This is a genomic window from Candidatus Clostridium radicumherbarum, from assembly GCF_045310525.1.
Lineage (GTDB): Bacteria > Bacillota > Clostridia > Clostridiales > Clostridiaceae > Clostridium_AT > Clostridium_AT radicumherbarum.
On sequence record NZ_JBJHZY010000001.1, the window covers coordinates 1,628,359 to 1,641,386 of the forward strand.

Here is a 13,028-nt window from a genome sequence, read left to right on the forward strand (position 1 = left end):
TATAAAAGGAAAGAGAGAGAAACAAAATGACTGAAAAAGAACTGAAAGAAAATGGCTATCGTTTGTATAGAGGAGAAGAGGTTGATGTATATTTTAAGTTATCTAAATGTATACATGCAGGAAATTGTGTGAGAACACTCCCAGAGGTATTCAATGTGAAGCGTACTCCTTGGATCATCGCAAATAACGCCTCAAAAGAAGCCATAAAGGAAACTGTTTTGCGTTGTCCCTCTGGTGCACTGCAATACATTGAAAAAGACAATAAGTAATTAGAGAGTTTATTATTGGGAGGATATTATATGAGAATACTTGTTATAGGTGCCGTGGCAGCGGGAACTTCTGCGGCTGCACAGGCAAGCAGAAATGATAGTAAAGCAGAAATAGTAATATACGAAAAGGATAAGGACATATCTTATTCTGGCTGTGGACTTCCTTACTATATAAGCGGCAGGTCAGAGGATATAAACATAATTGAACCAAGGGATTCCGCCTTTTTTAAAAAGAAATACAACGTGGATGTTTTAACTAGGCATGAAGTATTGAGAATAAATGCAGATATAAAAGAACTAACGATCAAAAATATAAGCACTGGTGAAGTGTTTAAGGATAGGTATGATAAATTGGTTGTGGCCACGGGAGCCGCTCCCTTTGTTCCTAACATAAAAGGAATAGATAGTGATAATGTTTTTTTCTTAAGAAATGTTGAAAATGCTAGAAATATTAAGAGTTTTATAGAAACAAGAAAACCGCAAAGTGCAGTAATTGCAGGCACAGGGTTCATAGGCCTTGAAATGCTGGAATGCCTAATGGAGAAAGAATTAAAAGTAACTATAGTAGAAAAGCAGGATAAAATAGCACCAAACTTTGATGAAGATATGGCAGCTTTTTTAGAAGATGCTTTAGCTGAGAAGAAAATCAACATTCTAAAAAATACAAGTATTATTAGCATTGATAAACATAAAATTATTTTAGAGGATGGCAAAGAAATAAAAACTGAAATGGTTATAATGGCCACAGGAGTAAGACCTAATGTTACCCTTGCAAAGGAAACGGGCATTGAGCTCGGAGAAACTGGTGCTATCAAAGTAAATAGGAAGTTGGAAACAAATATCAAAGATATTTATGCTTGTGGAGATTGTATAGAAACCTTCTCAGTAATTACAGGAAAGCCAGTATATAGGCCTCTAGGAACAACTGCAAATAAAACAGGAAAAATTGCAGGTGACTTAATAACCGGGAGAACTGCAGAATATAAAGGTAACTTAGGTACTAATATATGTAAACTCTTTGATATGACCATTGCAACTACCGGATTAACTGAAAAAGAAGCTATTGCTCACGGATACCGCATAGCTATTTGCAATGATACAAAAGATGATAAAGCCACTTATTTTAATGGAAGAGAAATGCACATAAAGGCTGTTGCTGATAAGAAAACAAAGAAGCTTCTTGGGGTACAAATTATTGGGCACGAGGGTGTGGACAAGAGAATCGATATATTTGCAACTTTAATTACATATGGTGCAAAGGTTGATGATATTTTCCACTTAGATCTTGCTTATGCACCGCCATTTTCAACAGTTAAAGACGCTGTACACTATACGGGAATGAAGCTTAATGATGTACTAAGTAAAAACAAATAGATATAAAGAGCTTAATTAAGAGTGTCCTATACGCTGAGAGATTCTTTTTTTATGTTTAAAAATTATGTTTAAAAGTCTTTTAAATTTTAAAACTATAAATTCTTGACTAATAATAATTGTTATGTGATAATATATTTATAGAGTTACTTAAAGTAATCAACTAAAATAAAGTACTAAAAGTAAACAAGCAAAAAATATTAACTTATAGATTAAGTTTAGAAGAAAGATAGAATTAATAGGAGGAATTAAAATGTTAAGAAAAATAGAAAGCAAAAATATGGGAAGCAGCAATCTTGGATGGTTAAGAAGTAAATTTCACTTTTCCTTTGCAGAGTATTACAATCCACAAAATATAAACTTTGGAGTTTTAAGAGTTATTAATGACGATTTAATTGAAGCTGGTACTGGATTCGATACCCACCCTCACAGAGATATGGAGATAATATCCTATGCAGTTAATGGCGACCTTACTCATGGAGACAGCATGGGAAATAAAAACACTATAACTCGCGGCGATGTGCAGTACATGAGTGCAGGAACAGGGGTTTATCATAGTGAGCATAATCTAGGAAAAGATACATTGAGATTATTACAAATCTGGATATTCCCAGATAAGAAAGGCTATGAACCAAACTACGGAGATTACAGATTCGATTGGAATGATAGACAAAACAAATGGCTTCATATGGTTTCCAGTAAAGCTGGAAATGCACCAATAAAGATAAATCAGGATGTAAATATTTATTCCTTAGAACTTGAAAAAGGAAAAGACATCAGTTTTCCAGTAAAGGAAGGAAGACAGGCATATTTAGTGCAAATAGAGGGAAGTTCTGAAATAAATAATATTAAGTTAGCAGATAGAGACGGAATAGAAATAATTGAAGAAGACATATCAATAATATCAGAAGAAACGTCTCATATTTTAATTCTTGAGATGAAGAGAGAAGCTTAATCAGGAGTCTAAACTAAGTGGGGGACCAAATGGTCCCCTTTATTTTAGTTAAGAGTAAATGTTCTGCAGATGCTGAAAAATATTTCTAGCTATTGTTAAAACTCCTGCTGCGTAAATCTAACTGAGTGTCGCAATAACATAAAAACTTTAACCTTTCTATTTTAAAATATGAATTTGCCAATATGTCTGGCCAAGCCTTAATATTTTCTATAATATTATTTTTATAAACTATATCTAGACTAGCCCAGGGAACTAAAGATGGATCAGATTTTTTCTCTCTGTCATAATCACTTCCATATTTCCAGCCAGCAGCCTTTTTCTCTAAGGAGTTTCTTTTATGCTCGTGCTCTGCTAGAATATTTAATTCTTTATCTGTGAATTTTATAGCCTCAGGTTCCTCCTTGACAGAAACCAATTCATAATTAATTTTATTTAAGGCTCTTGGAATGCTTTTTACCTGATTACGAATGTTATTTTTCTTATCTTCACTAAGCTCATCCCAGAGACTTTCAACCATGGATGCTGATTCCATGATGCTTTTGCATAATAGTTTGTGATTATAATAAAGTGCCATGGAAAGTTTTTCTGCTTTTTCACTAAAAAACTCATCATACATAAGGTATCGGGAAAATTGTTCCTCATCTACATGCAGCTTTAACTGTTCTTTAGAAGGCAAAAGATATTGCTCCCATTTGCTTGCGTTTGACAGCATGCTCATATCAAGTATTGTTTCCATTGATCTTGATTCATGTTTATATTTAGGTACTTTAAGCAATGCTCTTATAACACCATTATCAATTTGAGCTTCACCCATGTGATCTATCAAATGAGGCACCTTTCTTTCCAAAAGTGAACGTAATAGCATTGCTCTTCTAACTATGAATAATTGATCCCATTTTTCATCTGTCTGGTTTGGCCCTAAAATATTAACATACCCTCTTAAGCGGCTTATAAAATCTGGACCTTTAGCGTTTTGAAACTGGCTTAAAAATTGTTTGTATTCCATGTCATCTGTAATGTTCTCGCCGCTAAATTGTTTATAAGTACTGCTGGTGCCACCTGCAAATACAAAAATAGCTTTTCCGATTGGGTGCAAAGAATCACCTTCTCTAAATATGCCATCCTGCATAGGTGCCAAAAAATATTTTAACCAGCCTAATTTTCCTTGAAAAGCAGAATCAAATTCATCAAAGAATACAAGTGGCATTTTCCCCTTTAGAGAAACATCTCTTACTTTATGCAGTGCATTAATTAAATCTGTCAGAGATTGAAATTGAGATAAGTTAAAATCCAATTTCTCAATAAGTTTAGGTGCAATGCTGGAAGCCACTTCTGATACCCCAAAGGATTTGCCTGAGCCCGGAGTTCCAAAAACAGCAATAGAAAGTGGTCTTTGCACGTTTTTAGTATGTACGTACTCTGATATAAGGTTTTTTATGCTCCTATAGGATTCAATCTCAGTTCTGTCCACGGTTTTTAAATTTCCAAATTGTGCTATTGGTATAAACTTAAGTGCATTTTTTTCTCCATATTTGACTATATCATATGAGATTTCAGCTAGATTAATAGAACTTTTATCCTTTATTATGTACCAGCAGCCCATACAGTTGGGATTATTTGAGTTACGTATAGTAACATCCTGTATATATTCTTTATATATAAAGTCATTTTCCCCTTCAATAAATATATTGGGATTAGGAAAGTCGCTTTTCAGAACATTTTCACCAAATCCATAAATGAAGTATTTTTGTGCAGCTACAATTGCAGAACGTATACCTTCTCCAATAGATTTACCAAGTTCTTCATCATTTTGTATGCCTAAGGCAATACTGCCGGCAAGTCCCGCCGTAAAACAAGATGAGAGTCCATACATTTTACCTTGGGTTTCCTTAATAAAGTCTCCTTCAAAGGCATAAGTAAGAAAGTATAATTGAGATTTAGGCACAGAGCTATTCTGATAATAAATGGCACCTTCAAGTCCAAATTGTATTATAAGATGATGGGACTTTGAAATAAAAGCTATTTCAGGATTGTTATTCATCTGCCAAACAAAATCAAGTGCTGTTCTTTCCCAGGAAAGACTTTTACTTATATTAACTCCTTGTGCTCGAAGATCATCTGCATTAATGACTACGATTGTATTTTCAATATAAGACTCATTTATTCTTTTCCAAAGCTTGCTTGAACTTGTAGAATTACTTACTTTATAGATAATAATGGGAGTTCTCCCAGAAGATTTTAAAGCTAAGGGCCAAAATTCTTCATTAGAATTAAAGCCATTATCTTCATCATCTAAAACAACAATATCTGCTTCTTCATTATCATTAGCCACTGGCAGCAGCATTGGTTTACCAGATGCCGGTGCTGAATACCCCACAAATTTTTTAATTCTATACACCTTATTATTATCTTTTTCATTGCTACTGACAGGAAAAAGTTCTAACTTAGAAGAGGAGAGAAGTAGTTCATTTTTAAAATCGTCTTTTGTTTCTGGAATTTGTGGTGAAATCATTGAAATTCCAGAAGCTAAGCCTATAAGTTTCGCTAAAAGCAGTGCATCTCCTGCTTTTATTACACTGTGAACATTGGGGTAATTTTCCCACTTTTGCCCCTTAGTACATTTTTTAAAGGTTCTCCAAGTAAGTGAATTTATGCAGACATCCCCGGAGACCACAATTTTTAAATTATTTTTTTTCATTTGTATGACTCCTCATAAAGAATTGAATTTTATATTTATTATTATCCCCAAATAGAGTACAAAATAATTACGGATGATTAAGAAGCTGATGTTGTAGAGAAGGTACTGGGAATGGTGCATTAGTTAGTGGTTAAAGAAATAAAAAGAATTTGTAGCGGTCAGTCAAGGCGTAGGTAAGAGCTTTGGCTGATCTTTTTACTAAACTGTTCATTATGAAGAATATAATTTATTAGATAAATATACCAAATATGTATTGACTTAACCTTTTCCGATGTTATAATAATGCTTAGTTATACTATGTATTGTAATTCTAGGTATGAAGGGAGTGGTTTTGTGAAAGTAAATAAAGAAATGCTTAAAGGATGTACTGGTATACTGGTACTAAGCTTGCTTGAACGAAAATCAATGTATGGGTATGAGATGATAAAAGAACTTGATAAAAAATCAAATGGGGTATTTGCATTTAAGGAAGGCACACTTTATCCAATTTTGCACTCGCTTGAGGCGAACAACCTGATTGAATCCTATTGGGATGAGAATGAAGGTGCACGTAAAAGAAAGTACTACAGGATAACTGAAGAGGGGAAAAAAGAAGTTAAGGAAAAACAAAAAGAGTGGAAGGTATTTACTGAAGCAATGGATCAGGTGTTATGGGAGGGTATAACATGGGGCTAGAGAATAACCAAAAAATTGATGAATATTTAAGTAGTCTATGCTCTCAAATCAGAAACTCAAAAGTACACAGTGATGTGAGAGAGGAAGTTAGAATACATATTGAGGAAATTGCTCAGGAGTATACAGAGGGTGGTTTCACAGTTGATGAAGCAGTAAATAAGGCAATAGCACAAATGGGTGATGCGTCACTTATAGGCAAGGAACTTAATAAAGTACATAAGCAAAGGCCGGAATGGAGTATAGTGATTTTAACTTCTATTTTTGCTATAATAGGGCTTTCAACAATTTTCATTATGGGCTCCAGTGGGTTACTTACGCAGTATTCAATGGTTACAAGAAGTGTTACTAGTACATTAATAGGTGTTGCTTGTGCTGCTTTACTATACTATTTTGATTACATGAAAATTAAAGGTTATTCTATCTACATATACTTTGGAACTGTGGCAGTTGCGATGTACACAATATTTTTCTGCCCGACTGTTAATGGAAGAGCCTATTTATTTATAGGCATAGGTATTGATTTTATAGCTATCAGCCCGTTTTTGTTCACCACAGCTTTAGCAGGCATACTGGAAAACTTTAATTGGAGAGAAACCAAGAATGCTATCTATGGTAGTTTCCAGCTCGCTTTTCCAGCTCTGTTAATGATTTTAGGTCGTTCTTTATCTGCTATGGTAGCTTATTCTTTAGCTGTACTGGTTCTTTTAATAATTTCTGGAGTTAGAGTAAGGAATATTTTCATACTGGTGGCATCTTGTATAGCAGCTTTTTGGATGTATATACTAAAAGAACCTTTCCATATAAAGAGACTTTTGATATTCTTATATCCGGAAAAGGATCCGACAGGAAGTGGGTATTTAAACATTCAATTAAATAAGCTTGTTCATTCAGCTGGTCTGTTTGGTCAGGGATTTGCATTTAACGGTAGATTACTTCCTAATATACACTCCGACTTTATTTTTACCTATATAATATATACTTTTGGCTGGATTGCAGGTATTTTGATTGCAGTTCTTGTAATACTGTTTTTAGTAAGAATAAGTCATATTGCAATTTATGTTAAAAGTAGCTATGGAAAGCTTTTAATTTGTGGGTTTGTTGCAATATTTTCAGTTCAATTCCTGTGGAATATTCTTATGAATTTAAACCTGGCTCCAATAGCGACTATGGGATTGCCTTTTATAAGCTACGGAAACTCACAGTTCGTTGTGAATATGGCTGTCATAGGGCTGATATCAAATATATACAAGCAGAGGACTACAGCTGTTGGAAACATAGTGTAGAATGCTGTTTATAAGAATTTCATTTCAAGCTAAAAGGGGAGTACTTGATGGTACCCCCTCTATTATCTCACAGCAAACTCAGTAACTATTCTTTCAGTTATCTGAGCTGCGTTCTTAATTTTTAAATCTCCACCGGTTGTATAGCTTATGTTTTGAGCTATGCTAACGTTCATAGCAGCTACTTCTGCTTCAGTAATATCATCTCTAACACCACTGATTAAAATGCTTTCCTTTGATCTCATTACATTAAAGGAGGTCACTACTTTTATTACAAAAAGAAATATATCAGCAATTAGTCAACTCCCAATTATCTATAAAATCAACTATTTTGTAGAATTCTACGTAGATAATGTTATCAAAACTACAGTTTCTTCCCCTGCTTATATGCATTTTAATAGCCAAGCCATGTTTTTCCCAAGAGGTCTCATGGTTTGCATTCCTTCTAGATCTTGTTTAACCTCGTCGGGAGTATTTCCATGTAACATGTTCCAATATTGAGAGGATACTACTGGCATATTAGAAATTGCAAAATATTAATTTAGCTGATTCTGGGCTACTAAATATTGAAACAGAAATTTTTCATGATGTAGGAAATAACTTCATAAAGCTTTCAAAAAAAGAAAAGAAAAATATTTTTATCACTTTAAACAAAATCCTAACATAAAAAGTCTATCTATATGAAAATACAATTTTAACAAAATATAGGAGGCTTTTATGAGTGATGACTTTATAAACGACGGTAAGAAGAAATATGATACTATACCATTACCTGATGATATTGAATTATGTTTGATTAGAACGCTTAAAAAAGCTAAAAATTCAAGAAAAAATAAACCCATTATAAAAATAATTGGAGGATTTTCAGCCGCATTAGTAGTATTTATATTAATAGTCAATTCATCACCAAACTTAGCTTATGCTTTGAATGATGTGCCAATATTAAAAAACTTGGTGCAGCTAATATACCACGACAAAGGTTTCAATAATTTAGTTAATAGCAATAGATTTCAGCAGCTTAACTTAACAGCTACTGATAAAGGGGCAAGCTTTACTGTGAACAGTATTGTAGGAGATAATTCAAAGCTTTGGATTGGCTACAACTTCACAGGTAAAGGTTTATTTGTTGGAGAAATCAATTTCAGAACAAGAGACGATAATAAGTATCTTCCATGGTCGGTGGTAAACACGAATGAAGATAATAATAATTTAGACGTATCTATTGATAAATTAGTCAAAGATTTTATCATGGATGTTCAGGTTTATAGAGATGACCCATTGTTCCATGTACCTACTACTAACTTAAGTGAAGAAACTTTGAAAGCCTTAAAGGTAAAATTAGCCCAAAGCAAACTGACTACTTTAAGTATTCCTATATCATTAAATAACACAGTATATAAAGAAGATTTAAATGTTTTATCTTACAAAAATAAGGAATTCAAAAGCAAAATTGGTACCTTTAAAATTGATAAGATTACGTTATCAGAATCCAGAAGTAATGTTTATTGTGAATTACTTAGTAATGACTATGAACTTATAAATGTTGAATCTCCTAGACTAGTAGATAAAAATGGGGAAGAATTTGACTACCCTTATAATTTTCAAAACTTAGCAGTAAACAACAATATTGTAATAGAGTTAGAGGGCGGAATAGCAAATAATAGAGAATTATCCTTTAAATGTGATGGAATTAAATATTTAAACAAGAAGGATAAATATATTACACTTGATGTAAAGAATAAGCTAGCTAATCCAAATAATTTGGGAGTAGAGTTTGCAGGAATCGAAGGCAATACTATTACACTAAACACAACAAAAGGTGCTGTTAATTTTGATTTCCAAGCAAACAGTAAAACTGGCAAAAATATAATAATTGACAGCATTTCAATTAACTCCTCTAATGGAAAAGAAGTATTAAAATTTAAAAACATTCCTAGCGAAGATATTATATTGAAAGTAACAGAAGCAGATTGCATGAAAACTGATGGGTTTGATTTGAAATTAGGGGATTAAAAGTAGTGTAGAAAAGGGTGAGAATTTTGATTATAAAAACTCCCAAACAAAGAAAATTAGAAAAGGTTTTTGAAGATATAATACTAGCTGAAAAAAGCAGTTTTTATAGGTTAGCTTATATGTATGTCAAAGATAGCAATGATGCTTTAGATATACTTCAAGAAAGCATTTTGAAAGCTTATAATAATTTACACTCTGTTAAAGACATACAGTTACTCGATAGATGGATAAAGCGAATCATTGCAAATTCAGCTATTGACTATATTAGAAAGAATTCAAAGTTAGTTCTTGTAGACAAAATAGAATCAATTGAGGCATCACACTATGATAGGCAATATGAAGATTTATATGAAGCAGTGGATACACTACCCCCAGAGCTTAAATCTATAATAGTTTTAAAGTATTTTCAAGGATATACAATAGAAGAAGTTGGTGAAATATTAGAAATAAGTACATCTCAAGTAAAGAATAAGCTGCATAAGGCTTTAAAACTATTAAGAATTGAAGTTAAAGTACCTAGCTGAATAGTAAAATAACTCCAATTCATACAATCATACTTTAACCTCATTTTTATTTATATTAATTTTCTAGTTTAACTGCCTAAGTTAAATTTAGTTTAAAAAAACTATTAAGTATTATAGTGGCGATCGTAAAATGTTATATACTTATAAAAAAGGCAGCAATGTCTTTTTTCTTTTATCTGCATCAACAAATCTTCCTAAAAGTTTACCGTTTAAAGTTTGGCTTGCATTTGGAAATTTATGGTATAATAAAATTGTTAATTTGAATCGTAATTTATTGTGCACTAAAGGTGGATACTATGAAAGTAAGAAAAAGAATAGCTTTCTTTATGTTTATATTTTGTTTATTTTATATACTGAACCATAGTGATGCAAGTAATATTCAAAACCAATCTAGCACTATTCCACAATACAATCCTAATGTGCTTACTGGATGGCAAGTTGATTTGCGAGGAAAAGATATTTCAATGTTAAATTTAGAAAAAAGAGAAGATGATTTATTACATTCTGATTTTGATACTAAAACAATATGGACAAAGAATCTTCCAACTAATTATAATCCATTTAAAATTTTGGAGTCTTCAGAAAATCCTGGGCTAAATATTATTGGATTACATAATATAGGAGTAACGGGGAAAAATGTAAATGTTGCAATTATTGATAGTTGGATGCCTGATAATCATATAGAATATTCAAAGCAGTTGAAAATGTATAAAAGTTATGCAGCAGCCAGTAGTTTGCAGTTTCATGGGTCTGCTGTTACTTCTATCGTCGTTGGAAAAAATACAGGAGTCGCACCTGATGCAAACCTGTATTATATAGGTACAAACAATTATGAGAATGGTAAAGCAGATTTTACATCGTATGCAAAAGCTATTGAAGAAATAGTTGACATCAATAAAAAGTTAGATAATAAAATAAGAGTTTTATCTATATCAACAGCTTGGGCTCCAGATAGCACAGGATATAATGAATTAATAAGAGCAATTAAAGATGCTATAGCACAGAATATTTTTGTAGTATCACCAAATATGTTTGAATACTATTCAAATAAATTCTATTTTTATGGAATAGAAATAGGGTGTTTGAAAGATAGAGATAAAGCAGATAATTATAATATAGTTCCTTGGGACAAATGGATTAATATGCTTAAAAACTCAACAAATTTTGCGGAATATTATAAAAATAATTTTAATGAAGTTCAACCGTCATTACAATTACTTATACCTATTGGGTGTAAAACAGTAGCTAGTCAATTAGGCAAAGATGATTACACCTTTTTTAGTACAGATGGATGGAGTTGGGGGATTCCCTATATAGCTGGACTATATGCACTTGTTTGTCAGGTGAAACCAAATATAACTCCAGAGGAATTTTGGAGTGTTTCACTTAATACTGGAGTTGAGAGGATTATAAATAAGGATAATAAGAATTATATAGGTAAAATAGTAAATCCACAGAAACTAATAAGCGAGCTCATGAAGCAAAAAGTATTAAAGTAATAATATATAATTTCAATAGAAGGCGCTATAGCGCAATACTAATATAAATATAATAATTTTATGCTAAAAATTATAGATTTACTTCGTAATTTTCTTTTATTACGTCCCAATGGTAATTGAAGTCTTATTAAAGAATAAAATTAGTTACTGCTCTTGTTTCCTTTTCTGGCATTAAAACTCCAGTTTCTTTTCCTGCTTGTATGCGTTTTATTAGCCTAACCATATATTTCCATAGAGTTCTCATAGTTTGCATTCCTTTTTTTGTTTTCTGTACTGCAATTATGATGCATAAATTTCCATATGTAGTCAATACTAAAACTATAATAGGAATAATATTATAGGAGGCACAGAAAATGCAGGCTGGAGTAAGAAATAAATTAGTGGGAAAAGTTGAGGAAATTAAGGCTGATGATGTTATGGCTCAAATCAAGATGACTGTTGATGGGTGAAATAATTCCCCAATTGTAACGTCCGTGATGACGAGAGAGAGTTTAGAAGATGCAGGTTTTAAGCAGGGAGATCAAGTTGAGGCCCTAATAAAAGCCATTAATGTAGTATTTGTAAAACATTAATAATTCAAGACTGTTACATAACTATTTTTATGTGTGTGACAGTCTTTTTAGTTCTTATTAAAAAACTCACGAAAATTTAGGGTAAATTTACTACATTAGTAGTATTGACCATGAAGCATCCACTTCTATATGTGTTGGTAGTTTACTAATTTAAAATATAGAGAATCAGACCCAAAATTAAAGCTATAGGTAGTACAGCTATTGTCCACATTAAAAGATTTATTGGTAAACTCATTTAAAAATTCAATGTTTTGCAATCATTAAGCAGAAATTATGGTTTTCTATGTTGTAAGTTAGGGTTTGCTAAACCACCAATTAGCTATGAAAACTAATTGGTGGCTAAAATATTTTGCTTTTTTAACTTTTTATTAACGTATAAAATTAGTTACTGCTCTTGCTTCCTTTTCTGGCAATAAAACTCCAGTTTCTTTCCCTGCTTGTATGCATTTTAATAGCCAAGCCATGTTTTTCCCTAGAGTTCTCATGGTTTGCATTCCTTCTAGATCTTGTTTAACTTCGTCGGGAGTATTTCCATGTACCATGTTCCAATATTGAGAGGATACTATTGGCATATTAGAAATTGTAAAATATTTATTTAGCTGATCCAGGGCTGCTGTGGAACCACCTCTACGACAACTTACTACTGCAGCACCTGGCTTATACTCAAAGCCATATCCAGCATAAAAGAATCTATCTAAAAAGGATGTTATGTGACCTGAGGCACCAGCATAGTGTACTGGAGAACCAAATATAAAACCATCAGCCGACATTGCTTTTTCTAAAGCAATGTTTACGGTGTCATCGTTAAAGGAGCATTTGCCAGAGTTATCTCTAGAACAGCCTCCGCAGGCCATGCAGCCACGAACAGGGTTCTTTCCTACGTGAAAAATTTCTGTTTCAATATTTTCTTTTTCAAGTTCCTTTGCTACTTCGCATAGTGCTGTATAAGTACAGCCTTTAGCTTTTGCACTACCATTAATTAATAATACTTTCATTTCTACCACCCACTTTCATATACTATTATACAATAATATATAAGTAATGGGGCCCGATGATATATTAAAAATTGTAAAGAAATATCATAGTATTAAATAATAAATTGCAAGTTCAATTAATATCTAATCATGTAATTGTGAGCACTGGAGAACTCAAGAAATTTGTAAATTGCTAAA

11 protein-coding genes and 1 pseudogene are annotated in these 13,028 nt (G+C 32.4%); 8 read left to right on the top strand and 4 right to left on the bottom strand.

Translation table 11 applies throughout. The annotated features are described in order from the left end of the window. The first annotated feature begins 26 nt into the window (after positions 1-26). The 3 genes from ACJDUH_RS07770 (at position 27) to ACJDUH_RS07780 (ending at position 2,595) form a co-directional block, all read left to right on the top strand. Complete coding sequence (locus ACJDUH_RS07770; protein ID WP_406764582.1) at positions 27-269, top strand: (4Fe-4S)-binding protein; 243 nt, start codon at positions 27-29, stop codon at positions 267-269. 30 nt (positions 270-299) lie between these two features. After that, complete coding sequence (locus tag ACJDUH_RS07775; protein ID WP_406764583.1) at positions 300-1,643, top strand: FAD-dependent oxidoreductase; 1,344 nt, start codon at positions 300-302, stop codon at positions 1,641-1,643. Between the two features lie 250 nt (positions 1,644-1,893). Beyond that, complete coding sequence (locus ACJDUH_RS07780) at positions 1,894-2,595, top strand: pirin family protein (RefSeq protein WP_406764584.1); 702 nt, start codon at positions 1,894-1,896, stop codon at positions 2,593-2,595. A gap of 85 nt (positions 2,596-2,680) precedes the next feature. Here ACJDUH_RS07780 and ACJDUH_RS07785 read toward each other — a convergent pair whose 3' ends face one another. Next, complete coding sequence (locus ACJDUH_RS07785) at positions 2,681-5,293, bottom strand: RyR domain-containing protein (RefSeq protein WP_406764585.1); 2,613 nt, start codon at positions 5,291-5,293, stop codon at positions 2,681-2,683. Positions 5,294-5,626: 333 nt separating this feature from the next. On the opposite strand from ACJDUH_RS07785, the gene ACJDUH_RS07790 reads away from it, so the two are divergent. Together ACJDUH_RS07790 and ACJDUH_RS07795 are read left to right on the top strand one after the other, a co-directional pair. Further along, a complete protein-coding gene (locus tag ACJDUH_RS07790) occupies positions 5,627-5,968 on the top strand; it encodes a PadR family transcriptional regulator (RefSeq protein ID WP_406764586.1) in 342 nt (113 codons plus the stop codon). Continuing rightward, the gene (locus ACJDUH_RS07795) at positions 5,959-7,251 is read left to right on the top strand and encodes an FtsW/RodA/SpoVE family cell cycle protein (RefSeq protein ID WP_406764587.1); all 1,293 of its coding nucleotides are present in this window, start codon (positions 5,959-5,961) and stop codon (positions 7,249-7,251) included. The genes ACJDUH_RS07790 and ACJDUH_RS07795 overlap by 10 nt, the downstream gene beginning before the upstream one ends. 62 nt (positions 7,252-7,313) lie before the next feature. Here ACJDUH_RS07795 and ACJDUH_RS07800 read toward each other — a convergent pair whose 3' ends face one another. Beyond that, a complete protein-coding gene (locus ACJDUH_RS07800) occupies positions 7,314-7,493 on the bottom strand; it encodes a DUF2922 domain-containing protein (RefSeq protein ID WP_406764588.1) in 180 nt (59 codons plus the stop codon). Positions 7,494-7,634: 141 nt separating this feature from the next. Next, positions 7,635-7,784, bottom strand: a pseudogene (locus ACJDUH_RS07805) (flavodoxin family protein); the annotation flags it as partial. A gap of 181 nt (positions 7,785-7,965) precedes the next feature. Between ACJDUH_RS07805 and ACJDUH_RS07810 the strand changes: the two are divergent. The 3 genes from ACJDUH_RS07810 (at position 7,966) to ACJDUH_RS07820 (ending at position 11,284) form a co-directional block, all read left to right on the top strand. Further along, positions 7,966-9,261 carry a DUF4179 domain-containing protein gene (locus ACJDUH_RS07810; protein WP_406764589.1) on the top strand — a complete coding sequence of 432 codons (1,296 nt, stop codon included), beginning with the start codon at positions 7,966-7,968 and terminating at the stop codon, positions 9,259-9,261. A gap of 26 nt (positions 9,262-9,287) precedes the next feature. After that, positions 9,288-9,785, top strand: a complete 498-nt coding sequence (locus ACJDUH_RS07815) for an RNA polymerase sigma factor (RefSeq protein ID WP_406764590.1) — start codon at positions 9,288-9,290, stop codon at positions 9,783-9,785. 296 nt (positions 9,786-10,081) lie between these two features. Then, on the top strand, positions 10,082-11,284 hold the full coding sequence (locus ACJDUH_RS07820) for a S8 family serine peptidase (protein WP_406764591.1): 1,203 nt from the start codon (positions 10,082-10,084) through the stop codon (positions 11,282-11,284). 940 nt (positions 11,285-12,224) lie between these two features. Here the strand turns inward: ACJDUH_RS07820 and ACJDUH_RS07825 are convergent. Beyond that, a complete protein-coding gene (locus ACJDUH_RS07825; RefSeq protein WP_406764592.1) occupies positions 12,225-12,851 on the bottom strand; it encodes a flavodoxin family protein in 627 nt (208 codons plus the stop codon). Positions 12,852-13,028 lie beyond the last annotated feature (177 nt).